Origin of the sequence: Methylobacterium sp. Leaf465 (genome assembly GCF_001424705.1) — a bacterium.
Classification (GTDB): Bacteria; Pseudomonadota; Alphaproteobacteria; order Rhizobiales; family Beijerinckiaceae; genus Methylobacterium.
The window spans coordinates 1-18,220 of sequence record NZ_LMRA01000007.1 but is presented as its reverse complement, the minus strand read 5'-3'; the positions used below and the strand labels follow the sequence as shown (position 1 = coordinate 18,220).

At 71.8% G+C, this 18,220-nt stretch carries 18 protein-coding genes and 1 pseudogene; 13 read left to right on the top strand and 6 right to left on the bottom strand.

The genetic code is table 11. The annotated features are described in order from the left end of the window. Positions 1-14 precede the first annotated feature (14 nt). Positions 15-4,106 carry a Pls/PosA family non-ribosomal peptide synthetase gene (locus ASG51_RS06310; protein ID WP_056379773.1) on the bottom strand — a complete coding sequence of 1,364 codons (4,092 nt, stop codon included), beginning with the start codon at positions 4,104-4,106 and terminating at the stop codon, positions 15-17. A 139-nt stretch (positions 4,107-4,245) separates the two neighbouring features. After that, positions 4,246-4,836, bottom strand: a complete 591-nt coding sequence (locus tag ASG51_RS06305) for a histidine phosphatase family protein (RefSeq protein ID WP_056379771.1) — start codon at positions 4,834-4,836, stop codon at positions 4,246-4,248. Between the two features lie 136 nt (positions 4,837-4,972). On the opposite strand from ASG51_RS06305, the gene ASG51_RS06300 reads away from it, so the two are divergent. Further along, positions 4,973-6,010, top strand: coding sequence for a polyphosphate kinase 2 family protein (locus ASG51_RS06300; RefSeq protein ID WP_056379770.1), 1,038 nt, complete (start codon positions 4,973-4,975; stop codon positions 6,008-6,010). A 34-nt stretch (positions 6,011-6,044) separates the two neighbouring features. Continuing rightward, positions 6,045-6,395 (top strand): annotated as a pseudogene (locus ASG51_RS06295) (AAA family ATPase); the annotation flags it as partial. Positions 6,396-6,415: 20 nt separating this feature from the next. On the opposite strand, the gene fabI reads toward ASG51_RS06295, so the two are convergent. From fabI to ASG51_RS06280, 3 genes are all read right to left on the bottom strand, one after another. Further along, on the bottom strand, positions 6,416-7,258 hold the full coding sequence (fabI, locus tag ASG51_RS06290; protein ID WP_056217750.1) for an enoyl-ACP reductase FabI: 843 nt from the start codon (positions 7,256-7,258) through the stop codon (positions 6,416-6,418). A gap of 193 nt (positions 7,259-7,451) precedes the next feature. Further along, a complete protein-coding gene (locus tag ASG51_RS06285; protein WP_056276868.1) occupies positions 7,452-8,396 on the bottom strand; it encodes a DnaJ C-terminal domain-containing protein in 945 nt (314 codons plus the stop codon). 192 nt (positions 8,397-8,588) lie between these two features. Beyond that, the gene (locus ASG51_RS06280) at positions 8,589-9,083 is read right to left on the bottom strand and encodes an RT0821/Lpp0805 family surface protein (RefSeq protein WP_244472502.1); all 495 of its coding nucleotides are present in this window, start codon (positions 9,081-9,083) and stop codon (positions 8,589-8,591) included. 169 nt (positions 9,084-9,252) lie between these two features. Here ASG51_RS06280 and pdxH point away from each other — a divergent pair, with 169 nt between their 5' ends. The 6 genes from pdxH (at position 9,253) to ASG51_RS06250 (ending at position 13,342) form a co-directional block, all read left to right on the top strand. Beyond that, complete coding sequence (gene pdxH, locus ASG51_RS06275; protein ID WP_274534739.1) at positions 9,253-9,909, top strand: pyridoxamine 5'-phosphate oxidase; 657 nt, start codon at positions 9,253-9,255, stop codon at positions 9,907-9,909. Positions 9,910-10,137: 228 nt separating this feature from the next. Next, entirely contained in the window at positions 10,138-10,860 is a 723-nt protein-coding gene (locus ASG51_RS06270) for an SDR family oxidoreductase (RefSeq protein WP_055954102.1), read from the top strand. Continuing rightward, positions 10,853-11,992 (top strand): hypothetical protein, encoded by a 1,140-nt coding sequence (locus ASG51_RS06265; protein ID WP_056379768.1) that lies wholly within the window; start codon positions 10,853-10,855, stop codon positions 11,990-11,992. Before ASG51_RS06270 ends, ASG51_RS06265 begins: the two co-directional genes overlap by 8 nt. After that, on the top strand, positions 11,989-12,465 hold the full coding sequence (locus ASG51_RS06260) for an NUDIX hydrolase (protein WP_056379765.1): 477 nt from the start codon (positions 11,989-11,991) through the stop codon (positions 12,463-12,465). The genes ASG51_RS06265 and ASG51_RS06260 overlap by 4 nt, the downstream gene beginning before the upstream one ends. A 47-nt stretch (positions 12,466-12,512) precedes the next feature. Further along, positions 12,513-12,926 (top strand): TIGR02301 family protein, encoded by a 414-nt coding sequence (locus ASG51_RS06255; protein WP_056348310.1) that lies wholly within the window; start codon positions 12,513-12,515, stop codon positions 12,924-12,926. Between the two features lie 152 nt (positions 12,927-13,078). Beyond that, entirely contained in the window at positions 13,079-13,342 is a 264-nt protein-coding gene (locus ASG51_RS06250) for a hypothetical protein (protein WP_244472504.1), read from the top strand. An 83-nt stretch (positions 13,343-13,425) separates the two neighbouring features. Here ASG51_RS06250 and ASG51_RS06245 read toward each other — a convergent pair whose 3' ends face one another. Next, positions 13,426-14,763, bottom strand: coding sequence for a dihydroorotase (locus ASG51_RS06245; protein ID WP_056217765.1), 1,338 nt, complete (start codon positions 14,761-14,763; stop codon positions 13,426-13,428). 116 nt (positions 14,764-14,879) lie between these two features. Between ASG51_RS06245 and ASG51_RS06240 the strand changes: the two genes are divergently transcribed. The 5 genes from ASG51_RS06240 to ASG51_RS06220 all read left to right on the top strand — a co-directional run bounded on the left by ASG51_RS06240 (position 14,880) and on the right by ASG51_RS06220 (position 18,006). Further along, on the top strand, positions 14,880-15,731 hold the full coding sequence (locus ASG51_RS06240) for a folate-binding protein YgfZ (RefSeq protein WP_056379764.1): 852 nt from the start codon (positions 14,880-14,882) through the stop codon (positions 15,729-15,731). 49 nt (positions 15,732-15,780) lie between these two features. Continuing rightward, positions 15,781-16,416 carry a DNA-3-methyladenine glycosylase I gene (locus tag ASG51_RS06235; RefSeq protein ID WP_056348294.1) on the top strand — a complete coding sequence of 212 codons (636 nt, stop codon included), beginning with the start codon at positions 15,781-15,783 and terminating at the stop codon, positions 16,414-16,416. Then, complete coding sequence (locus tag ASG51_RS06230; protein ID WP_056217774.1) at positions 16,413-17,015, top strand: HD family hydrolase; 603 nt, start codon at positions 16,413-16,415, stop codon at positions 17,013-17,015. Before ASG51_RS06235 ends, ASG51_RS06230 begins: the two co-directional genes overlap by 4 nt. Further along, on the top strand, positions 17,015-17,548 hold the full coding sequence (locus tag ASG51_RS06225; RefSeq protein WP_056379762.1) for a hypothetical protein: 534 nt from the start codon (positions 17,015-17,017) through the stop codon (positions 17,546-17,548). Before ASG51_RS06230 ends, ASG51_RS06225 begins: the two co-directional genes overlap by 1 nt. A 179-nt stretch (positions 17,549-17,727) precedes the next feature. After that, positions 17,728-18,006: an exodeoxyribonuclease VII small subunit gene (locus tag ASG51_RS06220; RefSeq protein ID WP_056276840.1), complete on the top strand. Its 279-nt coding sequence runs from the start codon at positions 17,728-17,730 to the stop codon at positions 18,004-18,006. Positions 18,007-18,220 lie beyond the last annotated feature (214 nt).

Sequence of the window (18,220 nt, the reverse complement as noted above, 5' to 3'; positions counted from 1 at the left end):
TCCTGGGCCGCCCCTCACGCCTTGGCGTGCACCACCGGTACGGCGGGCGCCCCCTCCCATTCCGAATGGGCCGGAATCGATTCGCCCTTCATCACGATGGTGAGCGGCCGCAGGCGGGCGTAGTCGCCGACCTTGGTGTCGTAGAGCACCGTCGAGAAGGCGCCCACCGACACGCCCCGGCCGACCTCGACCCGGCCGACCTTCATGATGCGGTCCTCGTAGAGGTGCGTCTGCAGGGCGGAGGTGCGGTTGATGGTGGCGTAGTCGCCGATGGTGACGCAGTCGAACTCGGTGATGTCGGTGGTGAGCATGCACACGCCCTGGCCGACCTTCACGCCGAGGAGCCGCAGCATCCAGGGCAGGAACGGGGTGCCGACGAGGTGCTCCAGCAGCACCTTGCCGGCCAGGCCCCAGTAGAGCACTGCGACGGCCTCGGTGCGCATGGCCCACCACGACCACATCGGCTGCATGCCGGGCTTGTAGACGCCCATCAGCAGCCACTTCACCGCGATCACCGTGAAGGACTGGATGAAGGCGATGGCGACGGAGACCGCCACGAAGCTGACCGCGAGGCCGGTCCAGTCCTGGGCCAGGATCGCCGGGTAAAAGTAGAAATCGATCGCCGAGATCGCGAGGGTGATGAACAGCATCGGCGAGAACGAGGTCGAGAACGCCTCGAAGATGCCGCGCCGGAGCTTGGGCCCGATGCCGGGCTCGTAGGTCTGGGTGTTCGAGCCGAGATCGACCCGCTGGCGCGAGGGCAGCTTGATCGGCGGCGAGCCGAACCAGGTGTCGCCCGGGCTCATCAGTTCGTTCGCCGGCGGCTTCGACTTGATGCCGATGAGCACATCCTCCGGGATCACCGCGCCCGGCGGCACCACGGCGTCGTTGCCGACGAAGACGCGCGGGCCGGTATGGACCTCGTGCATCGACATCCAGCCGCGCCGGATCTCCTCCTCGCCGAACACCACCTCGTCGGCGATGAAGTTGCGCGCGCCGATATCGGCGAGGTCGTAGCGCCCGGCGAGGTTGGTGGAGATCTCGGCCCCCTGCCCCATCCGGGCGCCCATCAGGCGGTACCAGGCCCGCATGTAGACGGTGGCGAACAGGGAGGAGAGCGTCTCCAGCGTCACCTCCGCGGCGAGCGCCACGGCCCATTTGCGCAGGTAGAAACCGCTGTAGATCGAGTGGGTGCCCGAGGAGACGCGGGGCAGCACCAGCCAGCGGATCGCGGCGATCAGCAGCACCGTGCCCGCCGTCATCAGCATGGCGGTGGGCCAGGTCAGCAGCGGCAGGTACCAGTGGTAGTCGATGTCGGTGATGTCCCCGAGGGAATCGCTGAGCTGGTCGAAGATGTAGAAGGCCGGGAAGATCGGCAGCAGGCCGATGGCGGGGATCGCCGCCAGCAGGAAGGTGTAGAGGGCCGCGAAGGCGAAGCGCCGCCCGGGCGAGGCCGTGGCGGGAGCGGGCAGCGCCTCCGGGTCGGCGTCGCCGACCTTGCGCCCGGGTGAGCCGTCCCAGATCTCGGCGCTCCACACCCGCGTGCCGGTGGGGATGGTGGTGAGGTCGCCGATCTCGGCATGGTCGCCGATGACCGTGTCGGGCCCGATGACGCAGGAGGCGCCGATGGCCACGTCGGCGCCGATCGCCACGCGACCGATGATCAGCGCGTCGCCCACCACCTCCGCGTTGGCGATGACGAGGCGGCCGCCCAGCGAGGCGCCAGGGCCGACGCTGAGCAGGTCCGGCGCCCCGATCTCCGCGTCGGAGATCAGCGCGTCCCGGCCGATGTCGGCGCCCAGCAGCCGCAGGTAGAACACGATGGCGGGCGAGCCCTGGAGCCACTTGACGTGGACCAGCGGCGTCAGGCGCTGCGCCAGCCACCAGCGGTAATAGTACACGCCCCAGAGCGGGTAGCGCCCCGGTTTGGTGCGCCCGAGGATCAGCCACTTGGCCGCCACCGCGATGGCGGCCGTGACGGCGTTGATGCCGATATAGACCAGGAGCAGCACGGCGAGTTCGCCGAAGAAGCCGAGCCCGCCGCCGGTGAGCAGCAGGTAGGTCACGAAGATGCCGAGCCACTGCGCCGTGGCCAGCGCGATGACGAAGGGCAGGGCCGCCGCCTGCGCGAGGCCGCACAGGAAGCGCCGCTTCAGGGAGGGCGCCGGGAAGCTGAGATCGCGGATCGCCATCTCGGTGCCGGCCCCGCCGGTGCGGGCGATGAGGGTGTCGGCCATGGCCCGCAGGGTGCGCTGGCCGTAGACGTCCTGCAGGGTGATGGCGGCCAGCGCCGGCACCTCGCGCACCGCGCCGACGAAGCGGGCGGCCAGCAGCGAGTGGCCGCCGAGATCGGCGAAGAAGTCGCCCTCGAAGGGGATCGCCTGGTTGCCGAAGATGCGGTTGGCGGCGGCGAGCAGCGCGGCTTCGGTCTCGTTGCGCGGCGGCTCCTGCTCGCCCGACGTGTCGGCCACCGTGAGGGTGGCGATGCGCAGGGCCTTGCGGTCGACCTTGCCCGAGGTCAGGCGGGGCAGCACCTCCACGGTCTCGAAATGCCCCGGCACCATGTAGGGCGGCATCTGCTCGGCGAGCGTGTGACGCAGGGCGACCCGGTCGAGCTCGGTGCCGCGGTCTGGCACCAGGAAGGCGACGAGGCGGTCGACCCCGTCGTCCTGGCGCAGTACCACCGCCGCCTGGTTGATGCCGGGCAGGACCTGGATGCGCGACTCGATCTCGCCGAGCTCCACCCGGAAGCCGCGGATCTTCACCTGATCGTCGATGCGGCCGTGGAACAGGATGTTGCCGGCGGCATCCAGTGAGACCGCGTCGCCGGAGCGGTACAGGACCGGGTCGGTCCCATCCGAGGCGTAGGGGTTGGCGATGAATTTTTCCGCCGTCAGCTCGGGGCGCTTCAGGTAGCCCTTGGCGACGCCCGGACCGCCGATCAGGAGTTCGCCGGGCTGCCCCCGCGCGAGAAGCTCGAGCGCCTCGCCCGCGACATACACCGAATAATTCGGGATCGGGCCGCCGATGGTCACGGGCACGCCGGACTGCATCTCGGCGGCGGTGGCCACCACCGTGGCCTCGGTCGGACCGTAGGTGTTGAAGAGCTGGCGCGCGCCGCTCGCCCAGCGGGCGACCAGGGGCTCGGGCAGGGCCTCGCCGCCGAGCAGCACGAGGCGCACCGTGGGCAGGTCCCGGGAGATCATCGCCAGCAGCGTGGGCACCGTGTCGAGGACGGTGACGCCGGCCCGGGCGATGATGTCCGGCAGGCTCTCGACGTCGCCCATCATGGCCGGCGAAGCCACGAACAGCGTCGCGCCCACGAGGTAGGGCACCCAGATCTCCTCCATCGAGAGATCGAAGGCCACGGAGGCGCCCTGGAACACCACGTCGTCCGGCCGCATCCCGTAGAGGACGTTCCCCGAGCGCAGGAAATGGCAGATGTTGGCGTGGCTGATGACGATGCCCTTCGGCACGCCGGTCGAGCCCGAGGTGTAGATGAGGTAGGCCGGGTGTTCCGGCGTCAGGCCCGCCGCGCGCAGGTCGGGGAGCGCAGCGCGCTCCGGCGTCGCGGACGCGAGGCCCGCGACCGTGAGGCTCGGCGTCCCGGCGGGGGCCTGCAGCTCCAGGGCGGGCGAGACCAGGAGTGCCTTGGCCTGGGCATCCTCCAGGCAGACCGCGACGCGGTCGGCCGGAGCCTCGGCGTCGAAGGGCAGCCAGGCCGCGCCCGACAGGGTGATGCCGATCTGGGCGATGAGCAGGTCGGGGCCCCGCGCCATCCAGAGGCCCACCACGTCGCCCGGGCCGATGCCCCGGTGGGCGAGGCCGCGGGCGATCGTACCGGCCCGCGCCTCGACCTCCGCATAGGAGAAGGCCGGATGGGCGCCGTCGGGACCGGTCCGGGCGCCGTCGACGAGAGCCGGATGATCCGGGCGTGCCGCGGCGCTCGCGCGAAAGATCTCGCCCAGGGTCTCGTCGCGGATGAGGTCGGGGCGGACCGCGCCGCGCAGGACCGCCCGCGGACCGGCCGCGTCCGTCGACGGACGCGTGTCCTGAGGCCCGCGCGCTGCCGCCCGGGGCCGAGTCGTCTCGGCGAGACTGGTCATCCGCTGCTCCGCTGCCGGCGCCCGATCGGGAGCCGTCCTTTTGGCCGGGTAGGCGCCCGGATCGCGCCGAAATCACGGCGCGTCTAGCACGTTTGGGCGGTCGGCTTGAACCGGGGTTGAACGCGCAGGCCGCGGCCGGTCAGGCCCAGCGCCAGCCGGCCCGGTCGAGGATGAGGACGCTGCCCTGGCGGATGCCGATGCGGGGCGCGTCGCGGATGCCGAGATGGCCCCGGATCACCAGGATCGCCCGGGCGACGCCGCCATGGGCGACGATCACGGTGGGCCGCGTCAGTTCGACGATGGCGGGCGTGACCCGCTCCACCAGCATGGCATAGCTCTCGCCGGTGCCGCCGGGCGGACGATAGCCCCAGCGGTCGCGGTCGCGGGCCAGGGCACCGGCCGGATCCCAGCGCCGGATCTCGGCCCAGGTCGAGCCCTCCCAGGCGCCGAAGCTGATCTCGGCCAGGCGCGGATCCCGGCGATAGCCCTCTGGGTCGAGGGCGAGGGCCGCCCGCAGCGTTTCCATGGTCCGGCGGGTCCGGGTGAGCGGGCTGGCGACGAAGTCCATGGCGGCGAGGTCGGCACCGTCGGCCGCGGCGGCGAGACGGTCGGCCACGGCGCCGGCCTGACGCAGGCCTTCGGCGTTCAGGTCGATGTCCCGCTGGCCCTGCAGGCGTCCCTCCGCGTTCCAATCGGTCTGGCCGTGGCGGATGAAGTAGATCGGCTTCACGGCCTCACGCCTGCCGCTCGGCGGAACGGCCGAGCCGGGCTATCGTTTTCGCACTCACATCCTGGCCCTGCATATCCTGGCCCTGCCCATCGGCAGTCGCCCCGGTCCGCCGTCACCCAAGCAAGCGAGTCTCATCATGTCGAAGCATCACGGCAAGCATCGGCGGGGCCAGAGTCCGGCAGAAACCGGAGCTGCCGCGTCGCAGCGTGACGTTTCGCACCGCAAGGACGCCGCGCGCGGCAGGGCGGAGCAGACGGGTGAAGCCCGCCGGTCCGGGCACCGGCCGCCCTCATCGGCGCACTGGGCCCGCGAGGCCGAGAGCCGGGCGAGCGCGGCCGGCGAAACCATCGATCCCCGCCTCGCCCCCGCCGCCCCCGGCATCGTCACCGTCCGGCCGGGGACCCGCTGTGACCTCGACGCGATCGACGCGAATGCCGATGGCGGCCTCGACAAGGAGGAGGCCAAGGCGGCGCTCGTGGCCGAGCGCGCCCGCATCGCCGCCCTGCAGGAGCGGCTCTACGCCGAGCACAAGCGCAGCCTCCTCGTGGTGTTCCAGGCCATCGACACGGGCGGCAAGGACGGCACCATCCGGGCGGTGTTCGAGGGCGTGAACCCCCAGGGCTGCCGGGTGTGGTCGTTCAAGGTGCCGAGCGCCGAGGAGGGCGACCACGATTTCCTCTGGCGCTACCACGCCAAGGCGCCGGCGCGCGGCATGATCAACGTGTTCAACCGGAGCCATTACGAGGACGTCCTCGTGGTGCGGGTGAAGGACCTCGTGCCGGAGCCGGTCTGGCGGGCCCGCTACGACCAGATCAACGATTTCGAGCGGATGCTCGCCGCCGCCGGCACCACCGTGCTCAAGTTCTTCCTCCACATCTCGAAGGACGAGCAGAAGGAGCGCCTGGAGGCCCGCCTCGCGAATCCGGACAAACACTGGAAGTTCGATCCGGCCGACCTCGTGGAGCGCCGGTCCTGGGACGCCTACCAGGCGGCCTTCGCGGACGCGCTGACCGCGTGCTCCACGCCGCAAGCGCCCTGGCACGTGGTTCCGGCCAACCGGAAATGGTACCGCAACCTCCTCATCGCCCGCACCATCGCCGACACCCTGGAGGCGATGGACCCGCGGTTTCCGAAGGCGCAGGGCGACATCGCCGGGATGACCGTGCCGGATTGACCCGGGTCCCGGACGCAATCAAAAGTTGTGGTGCGGGATGGTGTTTCCCAATTATCCGAAGCGGGTCTTCGAGGCGGCCGAACTCTCCGACGGGACGCTGCGGTTCCTGGCTCTGGCTGGCGCCCTGCTCGCCTATCGGTTGCCGCCCTTCATGGCCCTCAACGAGCCCGAGACCAGCCTCCATCCGGATCTGCTGGCCCCCCTCGCCCGCATGATCGTCAAGGCGTCCGGGCGCACGCAGGTCTGGCTGGTGACCCATTCCGAGCGGCTGGCCGACGCCATTCTGGCGGAGGGCGGGGCGCACGCCCACCGGGTGATCAAGCGCGAGGGTGCGACCTGGATCGAAGGCCTCAAGCTCTTCGGCGCCTTCGCCGAGGAGGACTGAAGGCGGGAGACCGCCAGCCGTCAGTCCTTGTCGAGGCTGAGGTCCGGGGCTTCCGGGTTCTTCATGCCGACGACGTGGTAGCCGGCATCCACGTGGAGGATCTCGCCGGTCATCCCCTTGCTCATGTCCGAGACGAGGTAGGTGGCGGTCTCGCCGACCTCCTCAATGGTCACGGTGCGCCGCAGGGGAGCGTTGTACTCGTTCCACTTCAGGATGTAGCGGAAGTCGCCGATGCCGGAGGCGGCCAGCGTCTTGATCGGGCCCGCCGAGATCGCGTTGACGCGGATCTTGGAGGGGCCGAGATCGGCGGCGAGGTAGCGCACGGAGGCCTCGAGGGCGGCCTTGGCGACGCCCATGACGTTGTAGTGCGGCATCCACTTCTCGGCGCCGTAATAGGTCAGCGTGAGGAGCGAGCCGCCGTTCGGCATCAGCTTCTCGGCGCGCTGGGCCACTGCCGTGAACGAGTAGCACGAGATCAGGAGCGACTTCGTGAAGTTCGCCTCCGAGGTCTCGACGTAGCGGCCCGTCAGCTCGTCCTTGTCCGAGAAGGCGATGCAGTGGACGACGAAGTCGATCCCCTCGGGAAATACCTCGGCGGTGGCGGCGAAGACCGCGTCGATCGAGGCCGGATCGGTGACGTCGCAATGCCCGACCACATGGGCGTCGAGTTCCCGCGCCAGGGGCTCGACGCGCTTCTTGAGGGCGTCACCCTGGTAGGTGAAGGCGAGCTTGGCGCCGTGGGCGGCCGCGCTCTTGGCGATGCCCCAGGCGATCGAGCGGTTGTTGGCGACACCGAGCACCAGGCCGCGCTTGCCGGCGAGAAGGCCGCCGACGTGATCGTGAACCGGGTGCGTGTCCGCCATGTGTCACCTGAGCGAGAGCCGTGGCGCGTGCCGACGGGCCCGTCGGGCGACGGTTCGGCGTGTTCGCGCCGGGCATCCTTAGCGGAGGCGCGCCTGGGACGGAAGTCCGGGGCCTGACAGCGCCGGGAGGCCGTCGCGGAACGGCCAGGAGGCTCGGGCCCCTGGTCGACGAACCGCGCGAGGCGACGCTCCTTCAGTCGGCCTTGGCCGCGCGCCGGGCCCGGGCGAACTCGGTGAGCGCCGCATCCTCGCCGCTGGGCAGCATCACGGCCGTGACCGCCAGGAGGTCGCCCCGGGTCCCGTCCTTCTTCGGCAGGCCCTTGCCCCGGAGGCGGAAGGTCCGGCCCGAGCCGGTCATCGGCGGGATCTTCATCTCGACGGCGCCGGTGAGCGTCGGCACCCGGATCGGGCCGCCCAGGATCGCGTCCTCCAGGGGCACCTCCACGCTGCCGCGCAGGTCCGCACCGTCCACGGTGAAGCGGGGATGGGGCAGGATGCGGATCGTCAGCAGCGCATCTCCCGGCGCGCCCCGCAGGCCGCCCGGATTGCCGAGGCCGCGCAGGCGGATGGTCTGGCCGTCGACCACGCCTTTCGGCACCACCACGTCCACGTCGCGCCCGCCCGGCAGGGAGAGGCGCAGCTTCTCTTCGCTGGCCACCTGCTCCAGGCTGACGCTGAGCTCGGCCGCCACGTCCTCGCCCTTCACGGGGCCGCGCTGCGGTCCGCCGGGGCCGGCGCCGGCGGACCGGAAGGCGTCTCCGAAGAGGTGAGAGAAGATGTCCTCGCCGATGCCGCCCCCGCCGCCCCCGCCGCCGGGGGCGCGGCCCCGCGCGGCGCTCTCGAAGTCGAAGCCGCCCCCGCCGCCGCCGCGCCCGCCTCCGAATCCGCCGAAGCCCTCGAAGCCCGTGGCGCGCGGCTTGCCGTCCCCGTCGATCTCGCCGCGGTCGAACTGCGCGCGCTTGCCCGCATCACCCAGGATCTCGTACGCGCTGTTGGCCTCCGCGAAGCGGTCCTTGGCCTTGGCGTCGTCCTGGTTGCGGTCGGGATGGTAGGCCTTCGCCAGCTTGCGGTAGGCCTTCTTGATGTCGGCTTCGCTGGCGCCCTTGGAGACACCCAGCACGTCGTAGGGATTTCGCATCGGTCTTCAGGATTCTCGGTGCCGCCTGGGGCCGGGCATGGGCCCGGCGCCTTCGGATTCGTCTGTCATGTGGACGGCCTGTTGCTTCTCTGCAACGGTCTCGCGCGAGAATTCGCTGCGATTGGCGCGGCGTCAACGCTTCTGTTCGCACTGTGATCCGAACGGACCCGCCATGGCGCGCCGAGACCGCCCTCAGGACGACGCCTTCGCCGCCCGCACCTTGGTCAGGGTCCAATCGCCGCCGGAGGGCTTGCAGCCGGTCCCGCGCACGAAGCGGCTGCCCGCCGGCGAGATGACGGAGGCCAGGAAGTCGCGGCAGACGAGGTCGTTGGCGACGTAGGGCAGACCGGTGGGATTCACCGAGCCGCGCAGGGTCGTTTCCGGGTTGTCCCACTTCACCGGACGGCCGTTGCCCTGCGGATCGAGGGCGACGGCGAGCGCCGCGTTGGCGCGGCGCCAATCCTCGGCGCCGAGGTCGTTGCCGAAGCCCAGCGGGTGCTTGTCGATGCTGCCCGTGATCGTCGGCTCGTCCGGCAGCGCCGCGCTCGTTTTGTCGCCGCGCTTGGCCGCCACGGCCACGGCGCCGGCCGCCGTCTCCTCCGCCTGGAAGGTGATGATCGGCAGGCCGCAACCGCTCAAGCCAAGCAGCACGCTGAGGCCGATGGCCCGCGTGGTCCGTTGCGGCACGGTCCGCGACCGGCGGCGGACACGAATTTCCGGGACGGCTTGGGCTTTACAGTCGCGCCGACGCATTACACCTGATCTCAAACGACGTGTTGGGCCGAAACGTTCGTGTCCCACGTCGGTGCCCCCGACCCGGATCTCACCACAGGATTACGCCTTGGAACGGTTAAGGATCGATGATCCCGCTTCCCGCAGCGCGGCCGAAAACGCCTCGGGGCCAGAGGGCGACTTCACCCGCGCCACCGATCCCTGGGCCCTGTTCGCGGCCTGGATGGCCGAGGCCGAAGCCTCGGAGCCCAATGATCCCAACGCCATGGCGCTGGCCACGGCCGGTGCCGACGGCCTGCCGGACGTGCGCGTGGTCCTGCTGAAGGGCGTCGATGCGCGCGGATTCGTGTTCTACACCAACGTCGATTCCGCCAAGGGCGACGAGCTGCGCGAGAACCCGCAGGCCGCCCTGGTGCTGCATTGGAAGAGCCTGGGCCGTCAGGTCCGCGCCCGCGGCCCCGTGACCCGGGTCACGGCCGAGGAGGCGGATGCCTACTTCGCCAGCCGCGCCCGCAACAGCCGCCTCGGGGCCCATGCGAGCCGCCAGTCGCGCCCCCTGGCCGACCGGGCGACCCTCGAGCGCGCGGTCGAGGCCCTGGCCGAGCGCTACGGCGAGGGCCCGGTGCCGCGTCCGGAGAACTGGACGGGCTTTCGCATCGCGCCGGTCTCGATCGAGTTCTGGCAGAACGGCCCCTTCCGCCTGCATGATCGCGTTCGCTTCACCCGCGACGGCGAGGCTTCCGATGGCGGGGCCTGGCGCGGGGCGCGTCTCTATCCCTGAGGCGGATCGACGGCCCTCGGCCGGATTCCTGTACGAGATCGACGGCCCTCGGCCGTCGGCGCGCCGGCCCCTTGGTGCGTCGCGGGATGACCCTGGATTTTAGCCCCCGCGCCCCTTAGACCTGGGGGTGGCGTGGGGGTTTCTCGGCGGCACGGCGGTTCCGCCGGCCGGACGCCTCCCGATCCTGAAGGAACGGTCTTGGCCTCATCCAACGAACGCCGGCGCATCATGCTGCTCACGGGGGCGAGCCGTGGGATCGGCCACGCCACCGTCAAACGGTTCTCGGCCGCCGGCTGGCGGGTGATCACCTGCTCGCGCCATCCCTTCCCGGAGAACTGTCCCTGGGAGATGGGCCCGGAGGATCACCTCCAGGTCGATCTGTCCGACCCCCAGGATACGGTGCGGGGCATCGAGGAGGTGGCCGGGCGCCTGGCCGCCGAGGGCGGCCTCCTGCACGCGCTGGTCAACAATGCCGGCATCTCGCCGAAGGGCCCGCAGGGCGAGCGCCTGGGTGCCATCGCCACCGAGTTCGGCGACTGGCAGCGGGTGTTTCAGGTCAACCTCTTCGCCCCCCTCCTCCTGGCCCGCGGCCTCTGCGAGGAGCTGACCCGGGCCAAGGGCTCCATCGTCAACGTCACGTCCATCGCGGGCTCCCGCGTACATCCCTTCGCGGGCGCTGCCTACGGTACCTCCAAGGCGGCCCTGGCCGGCCTGACCCGTGAGATGGCGAGCGACTTCGGCCCCCTCGGCGTCCGCGTGAACGCCATCTCGCCCGGAGAGATCGACACCGCGATCCTGTCGCCGGGCACCGACAAGATCGTCGCCGGCATCCCGCAGCGCCGCCTCGGCACGCCCGACGAGGTCGCCAAGGCGATCTACTTCCTGTGCACCGAAGCCTCCTCCTACGTGAACGGTGCCGAACTGCACATCAACGGCGGCCAGCATGTCTGAACGGGGGGCGCGCCGCGCGCTTCTCGTCGGGCTCCTGATTGCCGCATCCCCCGCCGGCGCGGAGCCGTCGGTGGCGATCCTCGACCTGCCGTTCCGAGCCCGTGCCCTGCGGGGGCCCGGCAGCGAGGTCGCGATCGCGGTGGCGACCTCCGGCCTGCTGCCCCTCGCCCGCTCCCGCAGCGCCAATCCGGCGGTCGTCGAGCCCGAGGCGCCGATCGCCGTGGTCTGGGGCGATGCCGGCGGCGCGGCCCTCAGCCTCGTCGACGGGCAGGTGACCACCACCCTGCTAGGCGCCGAGGCGGTGGAGGGGCTGGCGGCCACCGAGACCCCGCGCGGCGCCCTGCCCGGCTCCCGGCGCGCGGTCTCCGGCGCCTTGAGCGCCCATCTGGCGGATCCCCGGCCGGCCCTGGCCGGCGGCCCCGAGCAGGCCGGCACCCTCGTGATCCGCGAGCGTCAGCCCGTGGCGATGGGCGGCGACCCGAAGCCCGTGCCGGTCGTGACCACCCCTCTCTCGGCCGCCCCCGACGCGGCCTTCGCCCTGCGCCGGCCGCGGATCGCCCGGCTGGACGGCAAGCCCATCGTCCTCGCGGTCACGGTCGCGCCCGCCGGCGGGGCCGCCCTCGCCCTGTTCGCCAAGGCCGAGCCCGGTGCCGCGGCGACGCCCGGAGCGGCTTGGACCCTGCTGGCCCGCAGTCCGGAGCAGGCCACCGGCCCAGGAGGCCAGCCCCTGAAGCCGGCCGCCATCGCGGATTTCTCCGGCACCGGCCGGCCCCAGATCGCGGCCGTGGCGGCCCCCGACGGCGCCGGCCAGCTGCAGCTCTGGGCCCTGGAGGCCGGCGCCCTCCGCCTGGCCCGGGAGGCGCCGGGCTACACCAACGTCTCCCCGGGCGAGGGCGAGGTCGACCTCGCGGCCCTGGTCGAGCCGGAGCGCGAGGGCGCGCCCGAGCTGGCCCTGCCGATTGCGGACCGGAGCGCCGTGGCGATCCTCTCCCTGAAGGAGGGCGTCCGCGAGCGGTCGCGTGCCCCCCTGCCCGGCCTCGCCGCCTTCGGGCTGGCTAGCCTCGGCCGTGGCCCCGCCACCCGCCTCCTCGTCGGCCTCTCCGACGGGCGCATCGCCGTGGTGACGCCGTGAGCGGGACCGATCCGGAGGCGGCCGCGTCGCGCCTGTTCCCGACGCGGCCCTTCGTCGGCACCTCGATCGCGGTCCTGCGCGACGACCGTGTGCTCCTCGCCGCCCGGGCCAACGAGCCGATGCGCGGCGTCTGGACCCTTCCCGGCGGCCTCGTCGAGGCGGGCGAGCCTCTCGCCGAGGCGGCCCTGCGCGAATTGCAGGAGGAGGTCGGGCTGTCGGCCGAGGTCGTGGGCGTGCTCAGCCCCACAGAGATCATCCTGCGCGACCCCGAGGGCCGCGTGCGCCACCACTACGTCGTCCATCCCCACGCGGCCCTCTGGACCGGCGGCGAGCCGGCGGCCGGCTCGGAAGCCCTGGGCGTGCGCTGGGCCACCCTCGCCGAACTCGAGACCCTGGCGACGACCCCCGGCCTCGCCGCGACCGTTCGCGAGGCCTTCGTCCGGGCCGCCCCACGCGCGGAGCCCGCGGCGTGACGGTTCGTGGTGCGGGGATCGTGATCCTGTGCGGCCTCGCCGTGCTGATGGCCGGGCCGGAGGCCGGGTTCGCCCAGCAATCCCGCGGCGGCTCGTCCCGGCCTGCGCCGAAGCCGTCCGAGAAGGAGAAGGAGCCGCCGCCCGCGCCCGAACCGCCGCCCGCGCCCTACGACCGGGACCTGCTCCGTCTCTCGGAGGTCATCGGCTCCCTCGCCTTCCTGCGCGACCTCTGCACCGCGCCCGATGCCGCCGAGTGGCCGGCCCGGATGAAGGCCTTGATGGAGGCCGAGGGCGTGACCCCGAGCCGGCGCGACCGGCTCGCCGGCGCCTACAATCGCGGCTATCGCGGCTACAGCCTGACCTACCGGGTCTGCACCCCCGCGGCCAACGAGGCGGCCGCCCGCTACGTGGCCGAGGGCGAGCGCCTGTCGCACGCCCTGGCGAGCCGGTTCGGCGGGTAGTGATGCCGGTTGGCCACAGGGTGCGGGCCGCGGGCGGAAACGAAGAATTTGAGTGCCCGCGTTAACCGCTTCGCAATTCCTGGCTTTGCGAACTCCTCCGATCGCCCTATCCTCGTGGTTACTCGCCGGGTCGTTCACCGGCGCAAACGATGATGTGGCCCATGCACATGGATACGGTCTCCGCGCCCTTCGAGGCGGATCTCGACGACAAGCGCGTCGCCTTGAGCTACGTCTCGGAAGCGTTCGCCGAGGGCTGTCTCGACGGGCTCGACGGCGACTGCATGGCCCAGGCCGCCCTGTTCGCGGCCTTCCAGGAACTCGTCACGACCTATGGCGAGGAGGCCACGGCCCGCTACGCCGAGGGCTTCCCGGACCGCATCCGCGGCGGCGCCTTCACCACCAGTCCGCAGCATTAACGAAGCCGGGCGCCGCGGTGCTTCACCGGCGCGGACGACCGAAGGGCAGGCGCCGGGCGCCTGCCCTTTTTGCTGCGCCGGACTCAGGCCCGAGGCAGGGCCTCTTCGAACAGCACCGCCTCGCCGCGGGACGGCGCGGTCAGGGCCCCCTCCCACATCACGCCGTGGCCGCGCACCAGGGTGCCCACCGGCCAGCCCGTCACGGTGACGCCGTCATAGGGCGTCCAGCCGCATTTCGAGGCGATCCAGGCGTTGCGAATGGTCTCGCGGCGCTTGAGGTCCACCACCGTCACGTCGGCGTCGTAGCCGACCGCGAGCCGCCCTTTCCGGGCGATGCCGAACAGGCGCTTGGGGCCGGCGCTGGTGAGGTCGACGAAGCGGGCGAGCGACAGCCGGCCGGCGGCGACGTGGTCGAGCATGATCGGCACCAGGGTCTGCACGCCGGTCATGCCCGAGGGCGAATCCGGGTAGGGCTTGGCCTTCTCCTCGAGGAGGTGCGGCGCGTGGTCTGAGCCGAGGATGTCGGCGACGCCCTGGGACAGGCCGTGCCAGAGGCCGTCGCGGTGGTCGGCCCCGCGCACCGGGGGGTTCATCTGCACCAGGGTGCCGAGGCGGGCATAGGCCTCGTCGCCGTCGAGGGTGAGGTGGTGGGGCGTGACCTCGCAGGTCGCCACGTCCTTGGCGTCAGCCAGGTACGCCATCTCCTCCTTCGTCGAGATGTGCAGGATGTGGATGCGGGCACCCGTGGCCCGGGCGATGCGCACGAGGCGCCGGGTCGCTGTCAGGGCGGCCTCCGGCGAGCGCCAGACCGGGTGCGAGGACGGATCGCCCGGCACGCGCCGGTCCTTCTGCGCCCGCAGCATCGGCTCGTCCTCAGCGTGGAAGGCCGCGCGCCGGCGGGTCCGCTTCAGGATCTCGGTGACGCCCGCATCATCCTCGACCAGCAGCGAGCCCGTGGAGGAGCCGACGAACACCTTGATGCCGGCGGCGCCCGGCAGGCGCTCGAGTTCGGGAACCCGATGCGCGTTCTCGTGGGTGCCGCCGACCCAGAACGCGAAGTCGCAATGCATCCGATGGTGCGCCCGGGCGACCTTGTCGGCCAGGGCCTCGGCGCTGGTGGTGAGCGGGTTGGTGTTCGGCATCTCGAACACCGTGGTCACGCCGCCCATGACGGCGGCGCGCGAGCCCGATTCGAGGTCTTCCTTGTGATCGAGTCCCGGCTCGCGGAAATGCACCTGGCTGTCGATGACGCCGGGCAGCAGGTGCAGGCCGGTGCAGTCGCGCCGCTCGGCGGCTTGCGCCGCCGCGAGGTCGCCGATCGCCGCGATGCGTCCGGCGCGGATGCCGAGGTCGGCGCGGTGCGCGCCGTCCTGGTTCACCACGGTGCCGCCGGTGAGGAGGAGGTCGAAGGGCTGGTCCATTCCGAATCTCCTGGGGCCGTCCGCGTTCCGGACGCACATTGAGACGGGGTCGCGGGCGGCTTATGTCAGGCCCGGACGGGGCGCAATGCCGCCGCCGCTTGTGCCAAGGAGCCGCCATGCCGATCGCCCTGCTGCCGGACCGCACCGTCGTCACCGTCTCGGGCGAGGACGCGACGAGCTTCCTGCAGGGCGTGGTGACCTGCAACGTCGAGACTCTCGAGCCCGGCGAGGCCCGCCTCGGTGCGCTCCTGACGCCGCAGGGCAAGATCCTGTTCGACTTCCTCGTCGGTCGCACGCCGGAGGGCTTCCAGCTCGACGCCGCCGCCGAGCGCGCGCCCGACCTCGCCAAGCGCCTCGGGCTCTACCGCCTGCGCGCCCGGGTGACGATCGCTCTCGATCCCACCTTCGGCGTGGCCGCCGCCTGGGACGGGGCCGAGACCGCCGCCGCGGTGACCCGCCGGTGCGACGGCCGCCTCGGGGCGCTGGGCGAGCGCCTGATCTTCGCGCTCGGCGCCTTCTCGGCGGATGCGACCGAGGCCGATTACCACGCTTACCGCATCGCCCTCGGCATCCCGGAGGGCGGGCGCGACTTTCCCTGGTCCGACGCCTTCCCGCACGAGGCTCTGATGGACCAGCTCGGCGGCGTCGACTTCCGCAAGGGCTGCTATGTCGGGCAGGAGGTGGTCTCGCGCATGCAACATCGCGGCACGGCCCGGACCCGGATCGTCCCCCTGGTCGCGGTCTCGGACGAGGTGCTGCAGACCGGGGCCGAGATCACCGCCGGGCAGCGTGCGCTCGGCACCGTCGGCAGCGTCGCGGGCGGCCGGGCCCTCGGCACCGTGCGCCTCGACCGCCTCGCCGACGCCCTGGCGGCCGGTGAGCCCCTGCGGGCGGGTACGGTTCCGGTCGGGGTCGAGAAGCCGTCCTTCGCGACCTTCGCTTTTCCCGAGACCGCGCTGGCCGGCTGACGCAGCCCCAACATCGACGCCGCCGCCCCGCCCGGCTAAACCCTCGGCGATGCTCACCGACGCCTCCGGCCTGATCCACCATCCCGACGGCTGCGCCCGCTGCTGGTGGGCCGGCCTCGACCCCGTCTACGTCGCCTATCACGACACCGAATGGGGCGTGCCGGAGCGGGACGGCCGTGCCCTCTACGAGAAGCTGATCCTCGACGGCTTCCAGGCCGGCCTGTCCTGGATCACCATCCTGCGCCGGCGCGAGGGCTTCCGCCGCGCCTTCGCGGGCTTCGACCCGGAGGCGATCGCGCGGTTCACGGACACGGACGTCGCCCGTCTCATGCAGGATACCGGCATCATCCGGAACCGGGCCAAGATCGTCGGCACGATCGCGGGTGCCCGGGCCTACCTCGCCATCGAGGCGCGTGGGCGAGGCTTCTCGGCCTTTCTCTGGGACTTCGTCGACGGCGCGCCGATCCAGGGGACGGCGCGGGATCGGGCGGGCATCGCCACCGAAACCGACATCTCGCGAAAGCTGTCCAAGGCCCTGAAGGCGGAGGGGTTCGCGTTCTGCGGGCCGACCATCGTCCACGCCTTCATGCAGGCGGTCGGCCTCGCCAACGATCACCTCCTCGGCTGCCACCGGCACGGGCCCTGCGCCGCCCTCGGGCCTCGGCCCGCCGGGGGCTCGGCATGAGCGGCGATCCCGGCCGCGCCTGGCAGCGGATGCTGTCGGGCCGGCGCCTCGACCTCCTCGACCCGGCCCCCCGCGACATCGAGATCGCCGACATCGCCCATGGGCTCGCCCGCGTCGCCCGCTGGAACGGGCAGACGGCCGGGCCGCACGTCTTCTCCGTGGCCCAGCACGCCCTGCTGGTGGAGGCCATCGGCCGCGGAGAGGCGCCGGGCCTCGGCGTCGGCCACGGCCTCGAACTGCTGCTGCACGATGCCCCCGAATACGTCATCGGCGACATCATCTCGCCCTTCAAGGCGGCGATCGGCGATTCCTACAAGGCGGTGGAGCGCCGGCTCCTCACCGCCATCCGCCAGCGCTTCGGGCTTCCCGAACCGGGCGCGGCCCTGTCCGCCCTGGTCAAGCGGGCCGACGGCATCGCCGCCTATCACGAGGCGACGCGTCTGGCCGGATTTTCCGGGGCGGAGGCCGATGCGATCTTCGGCGCCTGCGGTCCCCTCGGTCCCGAGGCCGAGGCGCTGCTGGTCCCCTGGCCCACCGCGGTGGCGCAGGCACGCTTTCTCGCCCGTTTCCATGGTCTCGCGCGCCCGGAGTCCGCCTGATGCCGCATCTCCAGGTCTGCCCCCTGTCCCGGCTGCCCGAGACCCTCGACGGGTCCGGTGCGACCCACCTGATGACCCTGATGAAGGTCGGCACCGCGATCGCCCGTCCGGTGGGGATCCCGGAGGGACGCCACTGCGTCGTGGAGGTCAGCGACATCGTCGCGCCGATGGACGGACACGTCACGCCGGGGGAGCCCCACATCGCGCAGATCCTCGACTTCGCGCGAACCTGGGACCGGGCCCAGCCCCTGCTGATCCACTGCTATGCGGGCATCAGCCGCTCGACGGCGGCGGCCTACATCGTCGCCTGCGCCCTGGCCCCGGACCGCGACGAGGCCGAGATCGCCCAGGCGCTCCGGGCGGCCGCCCCGTCGGCGACGCCCAACGCCCTGTTCGTGGCCCTCGCCGACCGCATGCTGAACCGCGATGGCCGCATGATCGCGGCGATCGCGGAGATCGGTCGCGGCGCGGAGGCCTTCGAGGGTGAGCCGTTTCGGCTGGACTTCAGCTCCGACCTCCAAGTCGTCGCGTAAGCACTTCGAAGAGAAAGCGATCCGGCTTCGGGCGTCCCGCCTGTCGTCGCGCAGAAACCGGGGGGCGAGGTGTGGCGCAAACGCCGCCCCGGACAACGAAACGACGATCCACCGGCCGGATCGGGTTGTCGGCTTCCGGGCCCGCGGCTTAGACCGTCAGAATCATGGGGTAGTTTAGAATGAGTGTCACGCGACCCGCTGTTGCGTCGACGTCCGGTACGGACGAGCCGGGCCTCGACCTGCCCTTCGAGAAGGCGTTGGAGCAACTCGAGGACATCGTGCGACGCCTGGAGAAGGGGGATGTCCCCCTCGACGAATCGGTGGCGATCTACGAGCGCGGCGAGGCGCTGAAGCGCCACTGCGAAGGGCTGCTGCAGAAGGCCGAGGCACGCATCCAGAAGATCACCCTGGGTACCGACGGCAAGGCGGCGGGCGTCGCGCCCCTCGACGTCGAGTAGGGGGCGGTTCCGCTTCCGATCGAAATTCTTCATTGGCGCCAAGTGATTGCGCGCATGTTTTCCCTCCGGGCGTGAGGTTGGTTCGGTGTCACGGCAAGAAACCTCGCAAGAGAAGACCTCGCAAGAGAAGACCTCGCAAGACAAGATCGCGCCGGAGCGGGCGCAAGCGACCGCGGTGACCGCGTCGGAGGCGACGGCGATCCTGGACGGTCTG

Coding starts and splice junctions, on each gene's coding strand:
- ASG51_RS06240 (WP_056379764.1), top strand. CDS start 14,880: ATGCCGATCGCCCTGCTGCCGGACCGCACCGTCGTCACCGTCTCGGGC.
- ASG51_RS06230 (WP_056217774.1), top strand. CDS start 16,413: ATGAGCGGCGATCCCGGCCGCGCCTGGCAGCGGATGCTGTCGGGCCGG.
- ASG51_RS06265 (WP_056379768.1), top strand. CDS start 10,853: ATGTCTGAACGGGGGGCGCGCCGCGCGCTTCTCGTCGGGCTCCTGATT.
- ASG51_RS06255 (WP_056348310.1), top strand. CDS start 12,513: ATGGCCGGGCCGGAGGCCGGGTTCGCCCAGCAATCCCGCGGCGGCTCG.
- ASG51_RS06235 (WP_056348294.1), top strand. CDS start 15,781: ATGCTCACCGACGCCTCCGGCCTGATCCACCATCCCGACGGCTGCGCC.
- ASG51_RS06220 (WP_056276840.1), top strand. CDS start 17,728: ATGAGTGTCACGCGACCCGCTGTTGCGTCGACGTCCGGTACGGACGAG.
- ASG51_RS06310 (WP_056379773.1), bottom strand. CDS start 4,106: ATGACCAGTCTCGCCGAGACGACTCGGCCCCGGGCGGCAGCGCGCGGG.
- ASG51_RS06270 (WP_055954102.1), top strand. CDS start 10,138: ATGCTGCTCACGGGGGCGAGCCGTGGGATCGGCCACGCCACCGTCAAA.
- ASG51_RS06245 (WP_056217765.1), bottom strand. CDS start 14,763: ATGGACCAGCCCTTCGACCTCCTCCTCACCGGCGGCACCGTGGTGAAC.
- ASG51_RS06285 (WP_056276868.1), bottom strand. CDS start 8,396: ATGCGAAATCCCTACGACGTGCTGGGTGTCTCCAAGGGCGCCAGCGAA.
- ASG51_RS06300 (WP_056379770.1), top strand. CDS start 4,973: ATGTCGAAGCATCACGGCAAGCATCGGCGGGGCCAGAGTCCGGCAGAA.
- ASG51_RS06250 (WP_244472504.1), top strand. CDS start 13,079: ATGTGGCCCATGCACATGGATACGGTCTCCGCGCCCTTCGAGGCGGAT.
- ASG51_RS06225 (WP_056379762.1), top strand. CDS start 17,015: ATGCCGCATCTCCAGGTCTGCCCCCTGTCCCGGCTGCCCGAGACCCTC.
- fabI (WP_056217750.1), bottom strand. CDS start 7,258: ATGGCGGACACGCACCCGGTTCACGATCACGTCGGCGGCCTTCTCGCC.